The organism is Collinsella aerofaciens (assembly GCF_039758815.1).
Lineage (GTDB): Bacteria > Actinomycetota > Coriobacteriia > Coriobacteriales > Coriobacteriaceae > Collinsella > Collinsella aerofaciens_BP.
Map to the genome: position 1 here is coordinate 1 of NZ_JBDMSK010000005.1, position 23463 is coordinate 23463.

Genomic DNA, 23463 nt, shown 5'->3' on the forward strand with positions numbered 1-23463 from the left:
GCCTCAAGAAGGAGTAACATCGGGACTTGCAGCGACGGACCTCAGGACACTCTTACACCACGTCTGCGCGCGCGACCGATTCGAAGAGGTTGAAAGCCGTCAAACGCCCTTTAAAGGGAGTTAGATAAATCGATTTTGAGCCCATTTTCGCTCAGAGCAGGCCGAAAAATATGGCACTTCTTTTGCAACAGTACTCATATTTGGCATTTTTTGACCACGGGGGCCAAGACCATGCCCCAAAACACAAAAGGAGGGGCCTCGTAAGGCCCCTCCTTAGGAAAGGGAATCGATTTATTCCACAGCCGTAGATTAATCCTAGCCGCTACTCCATCATATCGAGGACGGAAGGGCGAAGCTCGTTCTCGGCGGCCTCGGGATCGGTCTCGCGCAGGCGGTTGATGTAGCGGTTGTACCACATCACGGCAAGGCCCAAGAAGACAACCACGCCGCCAACGTTGTAGACCAGCGTCAGCCACAGCGGCTGATCGAGCGGAATGGTGCCGCAGATAAGCACGAAGCAGAAGACCACAAGCAGGAATGCGGCAACGACCAGGCCAAAGCTGCGCGAACCCATGCGGAAGCCACGGGGAGCGGCGTCAAAGTTCTTGCGCAGCATAAAGTAGGCAAGCAAAATCAGCAGCGGTGGGAGCAGAGCGGTGGGAGCCGTCATGTTGGTGACGATCATGAGCAGGTCGTCGAGGTTACCGGAGCCCAGGGCCGGAATGATCAGGATGGGGACGACGATGGCGAACTGCAGCCAAGCAGCGCGGGCAGGAATGCCATGCTCGTTGAGCTCGACGATCTTGCTACCAAAGACGCCCTTGGGGATCTCGGTGAAGAAGACCTTGATGGGAGCGGAGGTCCACATCATGAGGGAGCCAAGCGTGGCGGCGAGAAGGATCAAGCCGATGGCGCGCGTAGACACTTCCATGGGAATGCCAAAGTGGGCAAAGACAGCGCCGAATACGTCGAAGATACCGGTGGAGATGGCAACGCCGCCCTCGGGGATGAACAGGTTAACCAGCAGCGAAGCGCCTGCATACAGAAGGCCGATGGTCAGGCCGGCGATAACGACGGTGCGCACGAAGGCCTTGACGCCACCCTTAAGGTCGTTAAGGAACACGCCGACAGACTCAGCGCCGCCAACGCCCTGGATGATCCAGGCAAGCGTACCGAAGAAGCCCCACGCAGTTGCGAAGTTGCTCATGTCGGGAGCCATGTTAGCGGGAGTAGGAGCCGTAGCGAACTCAACGCCGCCAAAGGCAGCAGCCAGGGACAGCAGGATGAACACGGCGGTCAGGCCGAGAGCCGCGGTCGAACCGAAGGAGGAAATGGAGCCGATCCACTTAGCGCCCTTGGTCGAAACCCACGTGGCGATAGCAAAGACGACGATCTCGATAATGGTGATCCACAGCTGCGGAAGCTCGGCGTTGGCACCAAAGAACACGTAGCTCGCGTAGATGATGACGTTGGGCAGGACGGACGCAAAGAAGAACAGGTTAACAAACCAGTAGCTAAATGCCGTCAGGAACGCCCAGCGACCACCCATCGAGGTCTTAACCCATGCGTACACGCCAGACTCGGAGTCCTTGTTGAGGCCGACGAACTCGGCGGTAACCAGGGTATAGGGGACAAAGTACAAAAGCGTGGCGAAGAAGAACGACGGCGCAGCTGCCAAGCCGATGGCCGCGTTGTTGTTGATGATGTTCTTGATACCGAACACGGCGGCGACCGTCATGCCCAGCAGAGCGAACGAACCAATCGTTCCTCGTTTTTCAGAGCTCATAAGCCCTCCCAATCATCTGTTAAATGTCATCTAAAACCGTCCGAGCTGCAAGTGCAAACACGGACGGCGCACCTGCTAAGGGGAATGGGGAAAAGGGAGTCAACAAAGCCATCCCCCTTAACGGCGCGAAGCAAACGTCCAGGCGGACGAATACTACTTGTTGGGGAAGGAATAACCTTCGACTGTCACGTGCAGTACCACGACGCGGGGATCCGCGGCATCGGCCACGACACGGTAGGCCTCGTCAATTTCGACGACGGCAACGCCGCCGGCGGGAATCGTCACGGTCTCCCCCGTACCCTCAAAGCGCTCGCGATCATCGATATCGCTGTAGGCGCGGGTGCAGGTGAGGCCTGCCTTGGGGGCAACCTCGACAGTCAGGTCGCCGTCGAGCGGGGCGAGCACGGCATGATAGCGACGGTGACCGACCAGATCGGCGGTAGCCGCCTCGTGGGCGTTCACCCACCAATACACCAGCGAGTCGCCGATGGAGTACGCCACATCGTGCTGCAGTTCAGAAACGCCGTCGAGCGCCTGTCCGGTACGCATCCACTTCTTGACGGACTTCATCTGAGCGTCGAAATCGGCGCGCGAGTTAAAGACATGCATGACTTATGCCTCCTTAATGGGTGCCAGTGCCTGAGCCAGATCGGCAGACGTCAGCGGTCGCAGGGACACCTCAAAGCTGAAGCTCTCAAAACGGGTGCGATAGGAATCGAGCACCTCGGAACCCCAAGAGTTCGAACCAAGGCCGAGCAGCTGGTCGTTGATGTTGACCGTAACCGTGTCGCCCTTGACAAGGTCGTAGACGTGCTTGGCGTTATCGATGGCCTCGCAGCTATAGGGCCATGCCGAGAACGAGAACGGATTGGAGGCAGCGTCAGCCGGACGCGTCACCAGCACGCCGTCACCGTGGCTAGAGCGCAGGGCAACCCAGCGGGTACCCTCGCGGTTGGCACAATCCTGGGGCATGACATACGGCGTGAACATGTCGTCGACCGTAGTGCGGTAATGACCGACCGGGTTGGCGCGCAGCGAGTCCGGATAGTTCTCGCCCGGGCCGTGGCCATACCACTCGACGGCACGATCGCAACCGGGGACCTCAAAGGAGATGCCGATGCGCGGGATGATATCCGAGTAATCGCCGTAGGGCTCGCCGGAAACCTTGAGGTCGACGCGACCGCTCGGAAGCACGGTGTAGACAAGCTCGACGCGCATGCCGAACGCACGGACGGGAGGAGCAATGCGTTGGCTCACGGTAACGGCGACCGCATTGCCGTCCTGCTTCCAAGAAACCTTGCGGGTGGACGTCTGCATTACATCGATGAAGTTGTCCTTCCACAGGGAGTCGTACTCCTGGGCGTGGTTGTCGACGAGCGGATGCCAAAAACCAACCTGGGGGCCAGAGGCCATGACGTCGCGGCCGGATGCCTTCCACTCGCTCACGGTGCCGTTTACCTTGCTGAAGGTCAGCTCGCCGTTGAGGGAGTGAATGCGAATCTCCTGCTCGGTCTCCTCGACCGTAAGCTCAGGACGAGTGGGGGCCGCAATGGCCGGCGCCGGATGGTTTGCGATGGCAAACTGGTTTGCGCCCAGTTGGAACATCGGCTCGCACCAGACGTGAGCGGCCATGGTGTAGGCGCGCACAGTCAGCAGGGTCTCGCCTACCGCGGCCTCGCGAATCACCAGCGGAAGCTGGACGGACTCGCCGGGGGCAACCGCACCGGGCATGAGCGTCTTGCGGCAGACCACGTCGCCGTCCACCAGAGTCTCCGCCGACAGGCAGACATCCTCGAGGGTGGTAAACCAACGCTTGTTGGTGACGGCCAGCTCGCCCGCCTCGGCATCGTAGGCCATGCGAACCGGGCAGATGACCTGGCCGTACTCGGTAAGGCCCGGGCTCGGCTGCTGCCAGGGGAACACCATGCCGTCGATGCAGAAGTTGCTGTTGTTGGGGTAATCGCCGTTGTCGCCGCCATACATGTCGTAGGCAACGCCGTCCTCGGTCACAGCAGCCAAACCGTGGTCGCACCATTCCCAAATAAACTGGCCTTGGATGCAATCCCAGCGATCGAAGACCTCCTGGTACTCGGACAGGCCTCCGGGACCATTACCCATGGAGTGGCCGTACTCGCAGTTGATGCGCGGCTTGGGGAACGGATGCTCGCCAAAGTCGTTCATCTGCGACACGCGGGAGTACATGGTGGAAATGACGTCGACGGTATCGGCGTTGCGATCCTCCTCGTAGTGGACCGGACGACCGTCGAGCTCGTGAGCTTTGGCGTACATCGCGCGGATGTTGCAGCCATAGCCGCTCTCGTTGCCCATCGACCACATGATGATGCACGCGTGGTTGCGTTCCTGCATCACCAGGCGCTCAACACGGTCAACGTAAGCCGGCTCCCAGGCAGGGTCGTCGGTGACCAGGGCGATATTGCCGATATTCTCGAAGCCGTGGCTCTCCATATCGGTCTCGGCGACCAGCATGATGCCGTACTCGTCGCACAGCTCGTAGAAGCGCGGATCGTTGGCGTAGTGGGACGTGCGCACCGCGTTGATGTTGTGTTGCTTCATGAGCTCCAGGTCGCGGCGCATGCGCTCGAGGCCCACGGCGCGGCCCTTGTGATCGTCGTGGTCGTGGCGGTTGACGCCATGCATCTTAAAGTAGGTGCCGTTGAGGTAGATATGATTGCCCTCGACCGTCACCTCGGCAAGGCCTTGGCGATGCGGAACGTACTCGCTGACCTCGTCGCCGTCGTAGACCTCAAGCGTAAGGTCATAGAGGAAGGGGTCCTCGGGGTTCCAGAAGTGGGCATCGGCAACGCTGCACTCGGCATGGCCGTCGACGCACTCGCCCGTAGCGACCACATTCTGGCCATCGCTGAGCGTATACACGACGCGACTTGCGCCCTCGGCAACCGTATCGAGCGTGATCAGAGCGGCATCGCCCTCGCGGTGCGTGCGGAACCTAAAGTCGACCAGATGCGCGGCGGGACGCTGCATGAGGTACACATCGCGGAAGATGCCCGATGCCCACCACATGTCCTGGTCCTCGATGTAGCTACCATCGCTGTACTGCAGAACCTTGACCGCAAACAGGTTGTCGCCCTCGACGAGCGCGTCGGTCACGTCAAACTCGGCAGACAGGCGCGAACCCTTGGTCATGCCGATATACTGACCGTTGACGTACAGCTCGCCATAGCTCTCGATGCCGTCGAAGCGAATGATCTCGCGAGCGCCGGCAGGAACGGCGGGAAGGTTGACGATGCGCTGGTAGACGCCCGTGGGGTCGTCGGAGGGAACGAACGGCTGATCAACCGGGAACGGGAAACCCTCGTCGGTGTAGGCAAGGTTGCCATAGCCGTCCACCTGCCACAGGTGCGGAACCTCCACGTGATCCCACTCGGGCTTGTACGTGGAGAGTTCCTCGTTGGAGACGGCAGCGGGGCCCTCAAAGAGGCGGAACTGCCACGAGCCGGACAGCTGGACAAACCCGCGCGACAGCTCGCGGCTGTACGTTGCAGCGAGATCGGCGGTCTCGTAACCCATAAAGTACGCATGGGGTGCCAGGCGGTTCCTGTGGGTGAGCGCTTGGTTTTCCCAATCGTTAATGGCGTCCATGGTGATGCTCCTTCATCATCGTAGTGATTCTTGTGCAACCGGTTGTCCTTATCTTACGGGCGATGTAAAAAACTGTGCAACCGGTTGTCCGCTGAACGGTCGATTTGGCAGGGTTAACGGTGCAACCGGTTGTACAATCGCAACACTTATGTCACCCTGAATATCGAAACTCAGCACAAGACATCGTTCTTAAGCTCGTAGGCAACCTCCACGCCCGCTGATATCTCACCCACACGAGACGTATTCGATTTCGGCTTGGTTGCAAAACGACACCGGTCACCGGATATCATGAACGCTGTTCAGGCGCACTATAGTAAGCTGTATCCGCACTAGCCCGTATCAGTGACAACATCGACCGCATTTTCCAGGAGACGCCATGACACAACCAGTTCGCACCGCACCTACGCTTGCCGAGGTTGCCGCAGCTGCCGGCGTGTCGCGCTCCACGGCATCGCGCGCCCTCAACGATTCGCCCCGCATTAGCGAGGAAACCAAAAAGCGCGTCCGCGCGGCGGCCAAGGAAGTCAATTTTGTCCCCAACGCTCGTGGCCGAGCGCTCGCTGTCGGGCGCACGGAAATCATCGCCGTGCTCGTGACCGAGCCTCTGAGTGAACTCTTCAGCGACCCCACCTATAGCGAGTTTTTGAGCGGCATTACCGAGGAACTGTCGGAGTCGTCCTATCTGCCCGTTATCTTGCAGGCGTCTTCTACGCATGAGCGCAACCGCGCACGCGAGCACTTTGAGCGCCGCTCGTTCGACGCCGTGATCGACGTCTCTCCCTACAAAGGCAGCGAGCTGCTCGAGGTGCTGCGCGAGCTGGGCGTACCCACCGTGTTGTGCGGCCAGCTCGAGGGCCACCCCTATCGCGATGTGTTCTCGACGGTCTACTCTGACGACGAAGAGGGCGGACATTTTGCGGCACTCGCCATGAAGGATCGCGGGCGCAAAGATATCGTCGCCGTGTTGGGACCGCAAGACAACCCCGCTGTTGTCGACCGCCTGCGCGGCTACCGCGCCGTCTTGGGCGAAGACCTCCCAGACGCAAACGTTATCTATACCGGCTGGAACAGCGGAGACGGCTATCAGGCCATGCACCAGATCCTCGCGCGCGAGATTGCTTTCGATGGCGTGCTCTGCGGATCGGACCGTATCGCGGCTGGCGTCATCACCGCACTCAACGAGGCAGGCCTATCCGTTCCTGCGGACGTTTCTGTCGTCGGCTTCGACGATCACGAGATTGCGGCGCGCTGCGTCCCCGCGCTCACGACCGTCCGCCAGCCCCTGCGCGAAGAAGGACACATGGCCGCCAACATTGCGCTCGACATGATCAAGGGTGCCGAGCCCACCACCACCGTCATGCACATGCAGCTCGTTCAGAGAGACTCGCTATAAGAAACTGGGGCAGGCTTTCCGCCAAACAGTTGTTGCGGAAAGCCTGTCCCGTTTGAGCGCTCATTCTGGGGCACAGTTTCCGTTAGACAGCTCGACCGGAAAGCGCGTCCCGTTATTTGGCTGGATTCTGGGTCGCAGTTTCCAAAAGGACCCTGTTTGGGAAACTGCGACCCGTTTTGGACGCAAATTCTGGGACGCAGTTTCCGCGACGCCCAGTCAACCTATGCCCTCGCAACGCCCGCGCATAAAAAACGAGGGAAGGCACGCGTCCTTCCCTCGTTACAGGCAATATGTAGCCGTTTGCCTACATCAGGCGCAGGCTGACGTCCTTGAGCTGGGCGCCGGAAACGGCACTCGGAGCGCCCGACATAAGGTCGGAGCCGCTGGCCGTCTTAGGGAACGCCATGACGTCGCGGATGGAGTCGGAACCGGTGAGCAGCATGCACACGCGGTCCAGGCCCAGAGCGAAACCGCCCATCGGGGGCGCACCAAACTTGAGGGCCTCCATGAGGAAGCCAAACTGAGACTCGGCGCGCTCCTCGGTAAAGCCCAGGAGCTTGAGCATGGACATCTGCATCTCGGCGTTGTGGATACGCATACCGCCACCGCCGGCCTCAAAGCCGTCCATGACAAAGTCGTAGGTGCACGAACCGGCCGCCAGCGGATCGGCCTCGATCTTGGCGATGTCGGTCTCGGTCGGCAGGGTAAAGGGCTGATGCTCGGCAGCATAGGCCTTGCGGTCCTCGTCCCAATGGAACAGCGGGAAATTGACGACCCACAGGAAGTCGTGGCCCTCGCGCTTGATCTCGAGTGCGTTGGCCATGTGCGAACGCATGCCGCCCAGGATCTCGTCGGAGAGCAGGCGCGGGCCGGCGGCGAACATCACAAGGTCGCCGGGCTCGACGTCCATGCGCTCGCGCAGAGCGGCCATCTCCTCGTCCGAGAAGAACTTGACGATGGGGCTGTTGATGGAGCCGTCCTCGCGGAAGGCGATCCATGCCAGGCCCTTGGCGCCAAACGTGGAGGCCACGCCGGCGAGCTTATCGATCTTGGCACGTGCCCAGGCACCGGCGCCCTTGGCGTTGATGGCCTTGACGACGGAGCCCTCCTCGTTTGCGGCAGTCGCAAAGACCTTGAACTTGGAGTTGGCAAAGATGTCGGTCAGGTCGACCAGGTGCATGCCATAGCGGGTATCGGGCTTGTCGGAGCCATAGGTGTCCATGGCCTCCCAGTAGTCCATACGACGCAGCGGCGTGGGCATCTCGACACCCATGCGGCCGAAGGCATCGGCAAGAACCTCTTCGAGCGCGCTCATGACATCGTTCTGGTCCACGAAGGACATCTCGATATCGACCTGGGTGAACTCGGGCTGACGGTCGGCACGCAGGTCCTCGTCGCGGAAGCACTTGGCAACCTGGTAGTAGCGCTCAACGCCACCAACCATGAGCAGCTGCTTCAGAAGCTGCGGGGACTGCGGCAGGGCGTAGAAGTTGCCCGGCTGGATGCGGCTGGGAACGATGAAGTCGCGGGCGCCCTCGGGCGTGGACTTGAACAGGGAGGGCGTCTCGACCTCCATGAACTCACGGTTGTGCAGTGCCTCGCGAATGGCAAAGGTAAAGTCGGAGCGCAGCTTGAGGTTGGCCATCATCTCGGGACGGCGGAGGTCCAGATAGCGATAGCGCAGGCGGGTGTCCTCGCTGGTCTCGATGCCGTCCTCGATCTGGAACGGCGGGGTGACGGACGTGTTGAGAACCTCGGCGTGGTCGGTCAGGACCTCGATCTCGCCGGTCGCGAGCTTGGTGTTGGTGGTCTCCTCGCCACGGGAGCGCACGACGCCGTGGATCTTGATGGGCCACTCGGGACGCATGGTCTCGGCGATCTTAAAGGCGTCGCCGTCGGAGTGCTCGGGGTCGAAGGTGAGCTGCGTGATGCCCTCGCGGTCGCGAAGATCGCAGAAGATAAGGCCGCCGTGGTCGCGGCGACGGCTCACCCAACCGGTGAGGGTGACCTCTTCGCCCACGTTCTCGCGGCGAAGCTCGCCGCAGGTACGGGTGTGCATGGAATGCTCGTCGATGGGACGGGTCTGGCTCATACCAGTGATCCTCCTTTATGGATCTGTGCCGCCCCGTGTCGTTCCGGGCGGCGTCGTACAGATTTGCCCAGCCTGCGTAAACCGCGCAGCCAGACATGGCGTTCTATCTTATCGCACCTGTGTCGATGTGCCGCGGAAAAGTAGCTCCTGCCCAAAGACTTGACGGAGACGAAACAATTGACGCACCGCGGCACCCGCCCGCGCTCGTCACGTGCGACAATGTGCCCCAATACAACTGCACTCGGAAAGGCCCGCCATGACTGCACGCCTCATCGTTATGGATATCGACTCCACGCTCATCAACCAGGAGGTCATCGACCTGTTGGGCGAGGAGGCCGGCGTAGGCGAGCAAGTTGCGCAAATCACCGAGCGCGCTATGCGCGGCGAGCTGGACTTTAAGCAAGCGCTCGAGAAGCGCGTGGGGCTGCTCGCCGGCCTGGACGAGAGCGTGTTCGAGCGCACGTTTGAGCGCGTGACGTTTACCCCCGGCGCGCTGGAGCTTGTGCGCTCGGCGCACAGCAAGGGCTGGAGGGTCGGCGTGGTAAGCGGCGGCTTCCACGAGGTCGCTGACAAGATCGTGGCTGCCGCGGGTATCGACTTTTGCCTCGCTAACCGCCTGGAGGTCGTGGACGGCAAGCTCACCGGTAAGTTGGCTGCCGACATTGTGACCAAGGAGTCCAAGCTCATCCAGCTGCTGGACTGGGCAGTTGAGTGCGGTGTCGACATGACCCATACCGTGGCAATCGGCGACGGCGCCAACGACATCCCCATGATCCAGGCCGCGGGCACTGGCATCGCGTTTTGCGCCAAGCCCAAGACGCGCGAGGCAGCCCCGTTTGCCATCGACGAGCGCAACCTGATGCTCGCCATGGACATCATCCTGCGCGACTAGCCGATCTGTCTAACAATTGAATCAGTCTGTCCTATAGTTTCCGAACAATTTTGTCTTAGTGTTCGGAAAAACACCCTTTGAGTGCTAGACTTTGCGCCGTCGAAGGGAACATATATGGATAAGCGAGATCTAGAGCAGCTACTGAGCGATGTTGCCGGCGGATCAGTCACCCCTGCCGACGCCCTCACACGCATCCAGACGGCTCCGACCGCCGATTTAGGCTTTGCGCAGCTCGATCTTTCGCGCGGAGTGCGCCAGGGAGCCGGCGAGGTTGTCTACGGTGCCGGTAAAACCGCCGAGCAAATTGCCGCCATTATCGAAGCGCTGCGCGATGCCGGCCAGGAGCGCATCCTGGTCACGCGCCTGGATGCCGAAAAGGCAGCCCGCACCTCGGAGCTCCTCGGCAACGGCATCGACCTGGGATATGTCCCGGACGCGCAGCTCGCCCTCGTGGGCGGCAAGCCCTCCCCTACCGGCAACGGACGCATCGTCGTCGCCTGCGCCGGCACGAGCGACCTGCCCGTCGCCGAGGAAGCCGCGTTGACGGCCGAGTTCTATGGCAACGAGGTCGACCGCCTCTACGACGTAGGCGTCGCCGGCCTGCACCGCCTACTCGCGCATGCCGAGGAACTTGCCCAGGCACAGGTGGTCATCGCCATCGCCGGCATGGAGGGCGCGTTGGCGAGCGTTATCGGCGGCCTGGTGAGCTGTCCGGTCATCGCCGTTCCCACCAGCGTGGGCTACGGCGCAAGTTTTGGTGGCGTAGCCGCACTGCTCGCCATGCTCAACTCCTGTGCCAGCGGCGTATCGGTCGTCAATATCGACAACGGCTTTGGCGCCGCTTACCAGGCAAGTCTTATCAATCATCTGAGCGCCGGCACACCCCGCGCCCGCTAAGGAGCATTCCATGTCCAATCATCAGCACACGCTTATCATCGACGGCACCTCGGGCATCAGCGGCGATATGACCGTCGCGGCCCTGCTCGACCTGGGCGCCAGCGAGGAGCACCTGCGCGAACAGCTCGCCACACTGCCGGTCGACGGCTTTACAATCGCCGTCACGCGCGTAAACAAGCATGGCATCGACGCCTGCGACTTTGACGTTCAGCTGGCAGAGGAGCTCGAGAACCACGATCACGATATGGCCTGGCTCTACGGCAACGAAGCAGCTGCCGAGCACGAGCACGAGCACCACCATCATGACCATGGTGAGCACGAACACTGCCATGAGCATGATCATGAGACCCACGGCCATGGCCACGAGGGCCATCATCACGCCCACCACCATCACCATCGTTCTTTGGCGGACGTCACCGCCATCATCGACGGCTCGCAGCTAAGCGATGGCGCTAAGCGTCGTGCGCTCGCCATCTTTACCGCGCTCGCCGCCGCCGAGGCCAAGGCCCACGGCAAAACGCCCGAGACCGTCATGTTCCACGAGGTAGGCGCCATCGACTCCATCGTCGACATCTGCTCGGTCGCCATCTGTCTCGATGACCTGGGTATCGAGGACATTGTCGTCGAGTCGCTCTCCGAGGGTCACGGCACCATCCACTGTGCCCACGGCCTTATGCCCATCCCGGTGCCCGCCGTCGTCAACCTATGCCAAGCAGGCAATATCGCCCTCACGCCCGCACCGGTCGCCGGCGAGCTCGTGACGCCCACGGGCGCCGCCATCGTCGCCGCACTGCGCACGTCCGAGCACCTACCGGCCCGCTACCGCATCGAGGCCGTCGGCTACGGCGCCGGTAAGCGCCCCTACGAGGGTTGCTCCGGCACGCTCCGTTGTCTGCTCGTTCACGTGGATGCATAGCCATGGATGCCCGCAAAGAAAAAAGCCGCGCTGCCATCGTTGCGGCGTTCTCCGAGCTGCTACGCGAAGAGGACTACGGCAAGATTACCGTCGGCGACATCATCGCTCGTGCCCATGTTGGTCGGGCCACGTTCTACGGCCTCTTCAAGAGCAAAGACGACCTACTGTCCGAGCTCGTGAACGACATCTGCACCCACGCCCTCGACGACGATGGTACGCCGCTCGACGACCCACTCGTGCAAGTCGAGCATATCCTCAACAACCTCTGGGAACGCCGTCAGGGCGTTCGAGCCCTCGTAGCCGGAGCCGGCTCGCGCGTCTTCGCCGACTGTCTCCGCAAGACCATCATGTCACGAGCAGCCGAAACCGTCCCCGCCGACCCCACAGGCCCCGCCGGCACCATGGACCGCAGCTTCTTACTACACCACATAGCCTCAAGCTTCGTAGCCACCGTCCAATGGTGGGCCTGGCACAACTTCCAAGCAGACAAAGCCGACGTAGCCAAAGACTACCTCTCAGCCATAAAACCCCTCTTCGGCTAAGTAAGAAGCTCACCCCAAAGCATCGCCCCAACCCAGGGCGCCACGCATCCCAAAGTATCACTCGCGCTTCAATGCCCCCCAACAGCAACAAGCCCCTCCCATCCAAATTCAGATATATGTTGGGTTGCTTATACGAACGCAACAAAGACCCCGCAGCTGGCCGCATGGGGTAACTTCCCAGCGCATTCCGCAGGACGCAATAAGGCTCGCCGCACAAAGTGCGCAGCGAGCCTTTTTGCATGTCCGAGGACGCGCTGGGAAGTTACCCCATGCGGCCAGCGGACAACTATGTAGCCTCAGACTAGAACATGCCCAAGAAACCGTGCACAAACAGCGCGGCCAGAGCGGCACCGACAAACGGAGCGATGCCAGGAACAAGCAGGCCGTACTTCCAGTTGTTGTCAGCCTTGTTCTTAATCGGCAGCACCTGATAGGCCATGCGAGGACCAAGGTCACGGGCCTGGTTCATGGCGAAGCCAGTGATACCTCCCATGCCCATGCCAACAGCCCAAACGATCAGACCGACGCAGATAGCGAGCATCAGGACGTTCTCGCCAGCACGGTTAGCAGCAGCAAGGATGGCGCTGATGAACACAAAGGTGCAGATAGCCTCGCAGAAGAAATTACGGGCATAGTTCGTACCCTCGGTGGTGGGGTTGGTCGAGAAGATGTTGCGCTGAGCAATGGGATCGATGACACCATCGGAAGCCTTGAACTCATCGGCATACATCAACCATGCGATCACGGCACCCGCAAAGCCGCCGAGCATATCGGCAATCATGAAGGGGATGCAGCTGCTCCACGGCACCAGACCGACGATGCACTGGGCAAGCACCATAGCCGGGTTCATGCACACGGCGCCACCAAAGACAAACAGGCAGACCGAGATGCCAAAAGACCAAGTGGTGATGGCAAACATATGGCCGGAGCCCTGATACTTGGTACCCTTAAGCACGGTATCGCAGTGCACGCCCACGCCAAAGATGATCATGAGGGCCGTTGCGCCGAATTCGCAGAGGAGTTTGGTAAGCATAAAACCTTATCTTTCTTGTCGGTTATAAACGATTCGTTTAGGCCGCGTACTAGTGCTGTGCGACGACAACGCCCAGGCCATCGGGAATGACGGCCACCTTGGCATCGGCACCCTTCATCTCAAAGGCGAGCTTGAGCGCCTCATCGAGGGTGTTGACCGGCGTCATGTGCATATCCTTGATCATCTGGTGATCGCACAGGTCGGTGACCATGATCACAGGGTGATGCGCCAGGATGCGGGCAAAGATCTGGCTCGTCCACTGGTCGGGCAGGGTCTCGTCCTTAGGACGGTCGATGCAGGCACGCTCAAACTCCGCCGGATCGTTGTCGGCGATGTTGTGATAGAAGCCCTCGCCACCGTGACCGTCGGCACAGCCGGCGACGTCGATGATCACGCCGCCCTCGGGAAGCGTAGCCTCGGCAGAGCACATGCCCTTCACGGCCTGATAGATGTTCTGGTCGAGCGGGTAGCCGCCGTTGGTGGTAATGGCAATCTCGCACTCGACGGGCTCAACGGCGGCAAGGCTCTTCACGAACTCGCAGCCAGCCTCGTGCGCCTTGTGGATGTCGCCGGCAAAGGAGCCGATGACCTCGTGCTTGCCGTTGAGCACCACGTTGAGCACAAAGGCAAGGTGAGCCATCTCGGCAGCGGCAAACATGTCCTCGCTCACGTGGTTGTGGCACAGGTTGCCGGCACGCGAATGGGAATCGTTCACAAACTGACCGTTGTGGTTGTACATGATGGTCTTGTAGCTGGCGATACCAGGCAGGACGGACTTGCGGCTGCCAGAGAAACCGGCAAAGAAGTGCGGCTCAATAAAGCCCTCGGCAAGCAGCAGATCGCAATCGGCAGCAATCTTGTTGATGATGCACTCGCTGCCAGAAGGCAGGGTGCCGATCTTTTTCATCATGCTGTCATCGGTCGCGACGTGCATAACGATTTCCTCGTTGGCAACGATCTCCTCGCCGTACTTGTTGACGAGCTCCTCGTGCGTCGACGGACGATGCATACCCGTAGCAACCAGAATACGCACGCGAGCCTCGGGCGCAGCAGAATGGATGTGATGCAGCAGAATAGGCATCGTCACACGCGAGGGAACGGGACGCGTATGATCGGAGCTAATGATGACAATATCCTTCTTGCCAGCACAAAGCTCCTCGAGCGAAGGCGAGCCATAAGGGTTGGCAAGCGACTCCTCCACCAGCTCTTCCTGCGATTTTGTAGTCTTAAACTCGTTTTGATGACCTTCCATCACACCCGCAAAGTTCTTATCCTCGAGCTCCAGATGCAACGTCTTGTGGTCAAACGGCAGTTCACATTCAAACAATGACGAGCGCCCTCTTCCTTTTCAACTGACACACTAGATAAACCGTTGGAAGGATACGCCGCTCACCGAAAAACACCACCGTCCACCGACTCATTAACACAACGTTCATATTTGACCCACAACAAAACGGCCGCGATCCCAAACGGAACCGCAGCCGCTACAGTCGTAAGGCGAGAAGCGCGCCATTCTTCTCCTCAGCTTTAATCCCTGAAGACCGAGGACGAAGGGACCCGACGGGTTTCCCTCTGAATGCATTCCGCAGCACGAAGCCCCCTTATCCGCAGCTCCGAAGGAGCAGGATAAGGGGGCTTCAAGTGCGAGGACGCATTCAGAGGGAAACCCGTCGGGTCCCGGTGAGAGCCACAGGGCTATCGATTACCCCGTGTTCTGCAAACCTGCCGAGACGCCGGTCACAGTCGAAAGAATCAGGCTCATGTACTCGGCCTTCTTCTCCTCGGCCATCTCGTCCTGATTCATGCGCACCTCGCGAAGGGCGCGGACCTGGGCGATGGACAGAGCGTCGACGTAGGGGTTACGCACGCGAACGGCGCAGCCGAGCACGCGACGACGCTGCAGCGGCCACTCATCACCGACGATGGCAAGGACCCACTTACGCGTGAGCTGCATCTCGGTGGAGACCTTCTCGGACAAATCATCGCGGTCGCCCAGGTGCAGATACATCTTGGCGATGCGCTGGTCGGTCTTGGCGATCGACATCTCAATGTTGTCGATAAAGGTGCGGAAGAACGGCCACTCCTGGTAGGCAGCCTTGAGCTGGTCAAGATCGCCAAGCTGCTCGCAGGCGGTGCCCAGACCGTACCAAGCGGCCAGGTTAATGCGCGCCTGGCTCCAGCTGAAGATCCACGGGATGGTACGCAGGTCGTCGAGCGACTTGGCACCCAAGCCGCGCTTGGCGGGACGCGAGCCGATCGGCAGCAAGCCGACCTCGGTCAGCGGCGTCACGGTCGAGAACCACGGTGTAAAGTCCTCGGTGTTCAGCAGGTCCAGATAGCGTTCGTGGCTTGCAGTGTTGAGCTTCTCGGCCATATCCCAGAACTTCTGCGTGGTCTCGGTGTTGGTCTTCTCGACACTCGGGGCCGACTGCAAAAGCGTTGCGGCGGCAACGGACTCAACATGGCGCTGAGCCAGCGTGCGGTTGCCGTAACGGGCAAAGATGACTTCGCCCTGCTCGGTAAGCTTAAAGAAGCAGTTGACCGAACCCTTGGGCTGCGCCAGCACGGCCTTGTTGGCCGGGCCGCCGCCACGGCCCACGGCACCGCCGCGACCGTGCATGAGCACCAGGTCGATATCGTTCTTCTCTGCCCACTTGGCGATGCGCTCCTGCGCGGAGTGCAGCGCGAGCATGGCCGTGGTAGGACCGGCATCCTTGGAAGAGTCGGAATAGCCCAGCATGACCTCCATGCGGCGGTTGGTCTGGGCAAGGCGCTTTTGCACCACGGGCAGCGTAAGCATCTGATCGAGCACGTCGACGCAGCCCTCGAGGTCCTCGAGCTGCTCGAACAACGGGATCACGTCGAGCTCGGGGACATCCTCCTCGTGTGCAAAGGACAGGTGCGCCAGCTCAAAGACGTCGGCCACATGCTGAGCGCTCTTGGTAAACGAGATGATGTAGCGGTGCGCCATCTTCTTGCCGTAGCGCTTTTGGATGGAGCCGATAGCGCGGAAGGTATCGATGACCTCGCGCGTCATGGGCTGCAGGTCGCCATGGATACCGTTCTCGTGGATATCCTTAAGGGCGCGGGCATGCACCACGGAGTGCTGACGGAACTCCATCTCGACCATATGGAAGCCGAAGGACTCGACCTGCCAGATGATGGTTTGGACCGGGCCGTAGGCAGCACGGACGGCACCGCAGGCGGCCAGCGAACGCTGGACGACGCGCAGGTCATCCAGGAACTCGTCGGCGCTGTGGTACATGGTGTCGGTGATACGACGGACGGTGGCGTTCAGGCGGTCGGCCATGACGAGCATGACGGCGCGATGCGGCTCGTGCTCGGAGATCAGCTCGGCGCGGGCCGTGTAACGAGGGCTCATCTCGACCTGATGGTTCCACAGGTTAATGAGCTCGGCCGACGGCTTGCTGTAGGTAGCCTCGAGCGTGAGGTTGCGGCCGATGTGGCGGCACTTGTCCTCGAGCTTGAGCACCATGTGCGTAAAGTACTTGGCGGCGACCTCACGGCTCACCTTGGCGGTGACGTTGGGGTTACCGTCGCGGTCGGAACCGATCCAGCTGCCGGGATGGAAGAACGCCGGGCACAGCGGCGGCACAGTACCGGCCTTGTCGCCCAGCACCCAATCGTCAAAACGACGATAGATAACGGGGATAACGTCGAACAGCGTGTTATCGAAGATGTCGATGATGGTATCGGCTTCCTCGACCGGCGTGGGCTTCTTGAGCGCGATGGGACTCGTACGCACCAGGGCGTCGATCTCCTGCAGCATATGGCGCTCGTTCTCCACCAGGTCGGAGCCGCCCAAACGCGGACGCTCCTCCAGCAGGTTGGAGATACGGCGGATCTTGCCCTCGACGGCCTTGCGACGGGCCTCGGTGGGATGTGCGGTAAAGACAGGGTGGAACTCGAGCTTGTCGAGCAGCTCGTTGGCACCCTCGACACCCAGCTCATTCACCAGCTGGTGATAGGCAACGGTAAGCTCGTTGGCAGGATCGACCTCGGTATCGGTCGACGCACCGGCCTCGCGCTCGCGCAGCTGCGCCACACGGTAGTTCTCCTCCGACAGGTTTGCCAGATGGAAAAAGCTCGTAAAGGCGCGAACGATGACCTGCTGCTTATCGAGCGGCAGGCTGTCGATCAAATCGACGACCTCACGAAATGCCACGGCAGTGGGCTCGTCGGCGGTGGGCACGCCCTGCTCGTCGACGGCTTCGTCGGCAGCGCAGGTACCGGGGTTGCCGGCATTGACCACAATCTCGGCTGTCAAAATCTTGTCGAACAGGTCCGCGATCTCGGGATCATACTCGCTAAGCACACGGCGCTCCAGGCGCAAGAACAGCGCCAGATTGTCGCGCAGCTCCTCGGGGATCTCGATCTCGGCGAGACGCTCCCTGGACTCGGCATTCGAGCCGATTCGGTTAACGAGGCGGTTGACCACGGCAGCGACGCGCGCCGCGGCTTCGGGTACAGACTGGTTGCTTAGGTTCTCAGCCACGTTTCCTCCCATTCCTCCTTCTATGCACGTAACATGCGGTATTCATTATAGGCGCTTGAGAAATACTTTCGACACTGATTGCGCTTTACCACACAAAAGTATTTTCTGCATTGCAAAGGTTTTTGCCCTAAATGGTCGTATTTCTCGGTGGGCGGCATACGTAAACGGGGGCATTCCGCATAAAAGCGAAACACCCCCGTAACAATCGCTCTCCATGAGCAGGGCACGTTAGCAGGCCCGAAGCTCAAAAAGATGCGCTACAGGCGCTCGCGAACCGCCTCGACGACGTTGTCCAGATCGGCGAGCACCTCGTCATGGCTCTGCATGTCGCGCACTTTGACCTTGTCGGCGGCAAGCTCGTCGCCACCCAGGACCAAGATGAGCTTGGCGCCTACCTTATCGGCTTGCTTAAACTGGGCCTTGAGCGAACGACCCTGATAGTCGGCCTCGGTCACGATACCTGCGGCGCGAAGCTCCTGCGTAATGGCAAAGACGTTCTGACGCAGCTCCTTGCCGGCGTTGGCGACATAGACGCACGGGGCCTCATCGGCACCCAAATCGCTGCCAAAGGCCTGCAGGGCCAGCAGGGCGCGCTCAAAACCGACAGCAAAGCCGACGCCCGCCGTGGGCTTGCCACCCTCGAGCTCGACCAGGCCATCGTAGCGGCCGCCGCCGCCGATGGAGCCGACGCCGGCGCCAGGGGCCTCGACCTCAAAGACAGTACGGGTGTAGTAGTCCAGGCCGCGCACCAAGGTGGGATCCTCGACATACTCGATACCGGCGGCATCCAGATAGCGCTTGACCTGCTCGTAGTGCTCGCGGCACTCATCGCACAGGTTGTCACCCATCAGCGGAGCCTCGGCCATGATCTCGCGGCAGTGGTCGTTCTTGCAGTCGAAGGCACGCAGCGGGTTGAGCTCGGCGCGCTCGCGGCACTCATCGCACATCTCGTCGGCGTGATCGAGGATGAACTGCTTAACCTGCTCGCGATAAGCCGGACGGCACTGGGCGTCACCCATCGAGTTGATGAGCAGACGAAGCTTGGAAAGATCGAAGCCCAGGCGCTTGTAGAACTCCATGAGCATGATGATGCACTCGGCGTCTGCCGCCGGATCGGGAGCGCCGAGCCACTCGATGCCCACCTGGTGGAACTGGCGCAGGCGGCCCTTCTGGGGACGCTCGCCGCGGAACATGGCCTCGGCGTAGTAAGCCTTAAACGGCGTGGAGCCCTGGGGCACCAGATTGTTCTCGACGACGGCGCGCACCACGCCGGCCGTGCCCTCGGGGCGAAGTGCCAGGCGCTGCTTGGGCTTGAGTTTGGTGTCGGTGCCCTCGGTAAAGACGCGCTCCAGGTTGGCACCGCTGAACACGCGGAACATTTCCTTGCGCACGACGTCGGTCGACTGGCCGATACCGTGGACAAACACGTCAACCTGCTCGATCGCGGGCGTCTCGATGGGTTTAAAACCAAACGGCTCGAACACGCCGGCCGCAATCTGCTGCATCTTTTGCCAGGCGCGCATCTCGGCGCCGATAAGGTCGCGGGTTCCCTCCGCCTTCTGTGCCTGCATGGGCAAACACCTTTCTTTTGTATCGCGTCATAGGTAGTGGACATTATACGGCACAAAGCAGCAACGCGGCGGCGCGCCTGACCGAACGAGGGTATGGGGACTCGTTCGGCCAGACGCGCCGCCGCGGTTTGTGATCCCTTTTCCTCCGTCCCCTTCGGATCACGTGATCCCTTGGGGACGGAGGAAAAGGGATCATTTCGTAGGCCCGTGGCTGCCTTGGAAACCGAATGATGGTACGAGCATCGATTCGGTTTCCAAGGCAGCCACGGGCAGAACAGGCAAACAGGAATAGGCGGCGACCCGCTACTCCCCCGCCACGCTTGCGCGCAGCTTGGCGGCGATGGGCTCCGAGGCCAGCAGGAATACGAGCATGACCACAGAACACACCAGGCACACGATCCAGGTGCTCGCAAAGGAGCCCGTGGCATCGAACAGCACGCCCGAGACGATAGCGCCCACGGTGCCGCCGACCATCTCGAGCGAGGTAATGGTGCCCGTGACCTTGCCGAGGTCGGCCATGCCAAACTGCTTGGACGCGGCGATGGTAGGCGTGATGGTGCCCATGCACGTTCCGATACCAAAGCTCACCGCGGCCACGATGGGACCGAGGTCCGTCGTCGGGAAGCACAGCGCCACGCAGGCGATAATGCACGCAACGGAGCCAAGGATATTGCCAAAGCGCAGGCCAAAGCGGTCATAGATCGCACCGAGCGAAATCTTGGCGATAACGACGGTGACCATGTAGGCCGAAAGTACGGTACCCGCCCACATGGGATCGTGGCCGCCCGTGACAATCTTGGCACCGTTGACGGTAACACTCGTCATGTTGGTAACCTGGTTGGGCAGGATGGCGCCGTTGACCAAGCCCATAAAGAGGAAGGCAACGACGAGCAGCCAAAACGCCGGGCTCTTCTTGATGCGAGACCAGCCGACGCTAACCTCGGGGGCTGCCTTCTCGTTCTTATCACCCGTGGCAGAAGCAGACGGATCGCCCGGGTTCTCGCCGAGCGGTTTAAGGCCGATCTCGGAAGGCTTGGTGCGGAAGGAATAGGCCGTGATGGGCAACGCCGCCACCATGCAGATAGCCGCGAGCACCAGGAAGGCGGAACGCCAGCCAACGCTCACGATGAGCGAGCTTACGATGGGAGACAGAATAGCGCCGCCAAAGCCCGAGCCCGAAAGTGCGATGGAGATGGCAAGGCCTCGCTTGGCCGTAAACCAGTTGGCGGTCACCAGGCTGATGAGCAGGCGGGTCGAGGCGACGGCAAAGCAGCCCGAGACGGCAAAGAGCACGTAGACCTGCCACAGCTCACCGACAAAGCTCATGCCGACAAGAACGGCAGAGGTGGCGATAACGGTGAGGGAGCCCAAAACGCGGCCGCTCACCTTATCGGCGACATGGCCGATCACAAGCGAACCCACAACGCTCACCACGGTGGAGATAGCGTTGGAGATGTTGTACTGGGCAAGCGTAATCCCGAGGTCGCTGACGATGAGCGGCTGGAACAGGCTCATGCAGTTGACGAAAATCGTGTAGCACGTGGCCATGATCACGAAGCCGGAGGCCACCACGAGCCAGCCGGGGAAGAACTTACGCTGCTGGGACATACTGCTCCTTATTTAACAAACGAATAGCCGGCGCCGGGCGCCGGTAGTGCCCAAGATTGCCTTGAAAGACAAGGGCATAGGCCTTACGGCCATGCCCGCAGGCTTGAAAGGCAAGGTTGGGTGCTACCGGTGGTCGGCGATATAGCCCAAAGCGACGGCGGTATAGGCCGCGGCGCCGAGGGGAAGCTCGGCATCGTTAAAGCGCGCCCTGGGATGGTGCTGGGCAAAGTGCTCGTCCGTATCGGTCACGGCCGCGCCCACCGTAAAGTACGCACTTGGGATCTCGCTCGAGATAAGTGCGAAATCCTCGCTCGCCATGGCGTGGAATAGCGGCAGGAAGGCAGCCTTGGGCAGCACCGCGCCCACGTAACCAAGCGAGGCCTGGGTCATATCGCTGTCGAGCACGAGCGGCGGAACGTCCGAAAGCGTCTCGATGGTTGCCGGCGTACGATATGTTGCGGCAACGCCGTTGACGACCTCTGCGATACGCTCCTTGAGATGAGTCATGAGCTCGACATCGAAGCCGCGCAGCGTTCCCTCGAGCACGCAGGTGTCGGGGATGACGTTGGCCGCCAAGCCGCCAGCGAACTTACCCACGGTGAGCGCGACCTCCTTGGCCGCCGGCACCTCGCGGGAGATAAGCTCCTGAAGCGCCAGGTGCACATGCACGCCGGCCGTGATGGGGTCGATGCAAATCTCGGGGCTGGAACCGTGGCCACCCTTGCCCTGCAGCGTGATGCGGAAACCGTACACGCCCGAGAGCGCCGGACTCCCATAGAGCACTAGGCCGAGTGGCGACTGGCTGTTGACGTGCATGGCAAAAGCCGCCTGAGGACGCGGGTTCTCGAGCAAGCCGTCGGCGATGGCGGCGCGTGCCCCCTCAAAGGTCTCCTCACCCGGCTGGAACAGCAGTTTGACGGTGGCATTGGCGTCGACAAGCTCAGCCTCGCGGGCCTTGAGCAAACGGGCCGCGCCGAGCAGCGCCGTCGCATGCATATCGTGGCCACAAGCGTGCATGCAGCCGTTGGTGGAAGCGAAAGGCTCGCCCGATTCCTCGACAACGGGCAGGGCATCCATGTCGCCGCGAAGCATGATAACCGTACCGGCCTGCTCGTCCTTGCACGTGCCATTGCCCTGAGCGGCCGCGGCCGCACCGGCACCGATCAGGCCAACGACGCAGGAACCGTCGACGAGCGTGGTATGGGGGATGTCCATCTCGTCCAGACGTGCCTGGATATAGGCAGACGTCTGCGGAAGATTGTTACCCAGCTCGGGCATCTGGTGTAGATCGTGTCGCCACGCAGCGAGCTCGTCTGCAAAAGCCTGAGCTTCTGCGACAAGACCGTCACCGATAGCGGTCTGCGCCGTTGTGGTAGCCTGAGGCGCTGGTTGCGGTTGAAAATTGGACAGAGCTGGTGCCATAGATGCCCTCCAGTAACGTTTTTGCAGCACGCACTTTGATAGCGTAAAGTGCAAGGTACAACTGTAAGGGCATGACATAAAAATGCCGCCCTGGGAGGGCGGCGCAACAAGTTGTTTACAATTGCGGGTGTGATTTTCGGCGCAAGAAATCGAAATGCGTCTCGCTCAAGATAATCGACAGGAAGATGAGCGCAAAGCCGGCAAGCAGGCGCGAGGTGAGCGCTTCCCCCATCAACAACACCGAGAACAGCACACCCGAGGGCGACTCCATCGAAAGAAGCAGCGAGCCCGTCGAGGCCGGGACGTGCGCCAGACCGACGTTTTGGACGAGCAGTGCCACGCACGTGCAGCCCACCGAGAGGAAAACAGCCACACCGATAAACTCCGGCGTCCATGCAGAGAGGGGCGCCTGAGTCTCGAATAGCAGCGACGTGATTAAACTCAAAACGCCATTGCCCACAAACATCCAAAACGTGATGACGTTGATGTCCATCTTGCGACCGTACTTGGCAGTCACCGCCATCTGGATGGCGAAGAAGATCGCGCCGCCCAAGGTAATAACATCGCCGGCATTGAACTCGACGCTATCGAGCGCTACCAGGCCAATACCCGCCAGGCACAACAACGCTGCACCCAGGTTATACCGGGTAAGCTTTTCACCGCTCAGGACATAGCTTGCAAACGGCACAAGGATGCAATACGTGCCGGTCAAAAAAGCGCTCTTGCCCGCCGTGGTCTGTGCCAGGCCGATCGTCTGCAAACCGTAGGCACCCCACATGAGCGCACCCATGCCAAGCCCGACGATCAGGTTGCGGGCATTGAAATGAGCGATGATGCGCTTATGGAAAATTGCAAACATAACCAGTGATGCCGGGAGAAAGCGAACATAGACCAGCTCGAACACCGGAATGGTGTCGAGTGCGTCCTTCATAGTGGTAAAGGAGTAGCCCCAGATGACCGCCACCGAAAGCAGCAAGACCTTCCAGAAGAACGGAGAACGCGCGCCGGCGCCGCGGGAGGTGCCGCCGGCACCCAGGTCTTCGCGCGCTACAGGGCTATCGGGCATGTTTTCGATTTCGTCAACGGCATTCTGGGCCATAGGGCATCCTCGCGCTCAGTCTGGGCGTGGTGTCCGCACGTGCATGGCCGCGTGCCGCCTCATGGTCAAATAAAA

At 60.8% G+C, this 23463-nt stretch carries 16 protein-coding genes; 5 read left to right on the forward strand and 11 right to left on the reverse strand.

Annotated elements, in window-relative coordinates; translation table 11 throughout:
• Positions 1–322: 322 nt before the first annotated feature.
• From ABHT90_RS04085 to ABHT90_RS04095, 3 genes are all read right to left on the reverse strand, one after another.
• On the reverse strand, positions 323–1786 hold the full coding sequence (locus ABHT90_RS04085; RefSeq protein ID WP_346981713.1) for an amino acid permease: 1464 nt from the start codon (positions 1784–1786) through the stop codon (positions 323–325).
• Between the two features lie 153 nt (positions 1787–1939).
• Positions 1940–2395 (reverse strand): NanQ anomerase/TabA/YiaL family protein, encoded by a 456-nt coding sequence (locus ABHT90_RS04090; protein WP_346981714.1) that lies wholly within the window; start codon positions 2393–2395, stop codon positions 1940–1942.
• Between the two features lie 3 nt (positions 2396–2398).
• Positions 2399–5407 carry a glycoside hydrolase family 2 TIM barrel-domain containing protein gene (locus ABHT90_RS04095; RefSeq protein ID WP_346981715.1) on the reverse strand — a complete coding sequence of 1003 codons (3009 nt, stop codon included), beginning with the start codon at positions 5405–5407 and terminating at the stop codon, positions 2399–2401.
• A 376-nt stretch (positions 5408–5783) separates the two neighbouring features.
• Here ABHT90_RS04095 and ABHT90_RS04100 point away from each other — a divergent pair, with 376 nt between their 5' ends.
• The gene (locus tag ABHT90_RS04100) at positions 5784–6800 is read left to right on the forward strand and encodes a LacI family DNA-binding transcriptional regulator (RefSeq protein WP_195234166.1); all 1017 of its coding nucleotides are present in this window, start codon (positions 5784–5786) and stop codon (positions 6798–6800) included.
• Positions 6801–7104: 304 nt separating this feature from the next.
• Here the strand turns inward: ABHT90_RS04100 and aspS are convergent, their stop codons facing one another.
• Positions 7105–8892, reverse strand: coding sequence for an aspartate--tRNA ligase (gene aspS / locus ABHT90_RS04105; RefSeq protein WP_346981716.1), 1788 nt, complete (start codon positions 8890–8892; stop codon positions 7105–7107).
• Between the two features lie 256 nt (positions 8893–9148).
• Here aspS and serB point away from each other — a divergent pair, with 256 nt between their 5' ends.
• From serB to ABHT90_RS04125, 4 genes are all read left to right on the forward strand, one after another.
• Positions 9149–9784 (forward strand): phosphoserine phosphatase SerB, encoded by a 636-nt coding sequence (gene serB, locus ABHT90_RS04110; RefSeq protein ID WP_346981717.1) that lies wholly within the window; start codon positions 9149–9151, stop codon positions 9782–9784.
• A 114-nt stretch (positions 9785–9898) separates the two neighbouring features.
• Entirely contained in the window at positions 9899–10681 is a 783-nt protein-coding gene (larB, locus tag ABHT90_RS04115) for a nickel pincer cofactor biosynthesis protein LarB (RefSeq protein WP_161115466.1), read from the forward strand.
• A 10-nt stretch (positions 10682–10691) separates the two neighbouring features.
• Positions 10692–11597, forward strand: coding sequence for a nickel pincer cofactor biosynthesis protein LarC (gene larC, locus ABHT90_RS04120; protein WP_346981718.1), 906 nt, complete (start codon positions 10692–10694; stop codon positions 11595–11597).
• 2 nt (positions 11598–11599) lie between these two features.
• Positions 11600–12139, forward strand: a complete 540-nt coding sequence (locus tag ABHT90_RS04125) for a TetR/AcrR family transcriptional regulator (RefSeq protein WP_346981719.1) — start codon at positions 11600–11602, stop codon at positions 12137–12139.
• 301 nt (positions 12140–12440) lie between these two features.
• On the opposite strand, the gene larD is transcribed toward ABHT90_RS04125, so the two are convergent.
• From larD to ABHT90_RS04160, 7 genes are all read right to left on the reverse strand, one after another.
• Entirely contained in the window at positions 12441–13172 is a 732-nt protein-coding gene (larD, locus tag ABHT90_RS04130; protein ID WP_006234784.1) for a D/L-lactic acid transporter LarD, read from the reverse strand.
• A 49-nt stretch (positions 13173–13221) separates the two neighbouring features.
• Positions 13222–14499, reverse strand: a complete 1278-nt coding sequence (larA, locus tag ABHT90_RS04135; protein ID WP_346981720.1) for a nickel-dependent lactate racemase — start codon at positions 14497–14499, stop codon at positions 13222–13224.
• Positions 14500–14874: 375 nt separating this feature from the next.
• A complete protein-coding gene (locus tag ABHT90_RS04140) occupies positions 14875–17688 on the reverse strand; it encodes a phosphoenolpyruvate carboxylase (protein WP_430393363.1) in 2814 nt (937 codons plus the stop codon).
• A 257-nt stretch (positions 17689–17945) separates the two neighbouring features.
• Complete coding sequence (hisS, locus tag ABHT90_RS04145) at positions 17946–19259, reverse strand: histidine--tRNA ligase (protein WP_346981721.1); 1314 nt, start codon at positions 19257–19259, stop codon at positions 17946–17948.
• A gap of 303 nt (positions 19260–19562) precedes the next feature.
• Positions 19563–20867: an MFS transporter gene (locus tag ABHT90_RS04150; RefSeq protein ID WP_346981722.1), complete on the reverse strand. Its 1305-nt coding sequence runs from the start codon at positions 20865–20867 to the stop codon at positions 19563–19565.
• Positions 20868–20990: 123 nt separating this feature from the next.
• A complete protein-coding gene (locus tag ABHT90_RS04155; protein ID WP_346981723.1) occupies positions 20991–22289 on the reverse strand; it encodes a M20 family metallopeptidase in 1299 nt (432 codons plus the stop codon).
• A 115-nt stretch (positions 22290–22404) separates the two neighbouring features.
• Entirely contained in the window at positions 22405–23388 is a 984-nt protein-coding gene (locus ABHT90_RS04160) for a DMT family transporter (protein WP_346981724.1), read from the reverse strand.
• Positions 23389–23463: the final 75 nt, after the last annotated feature.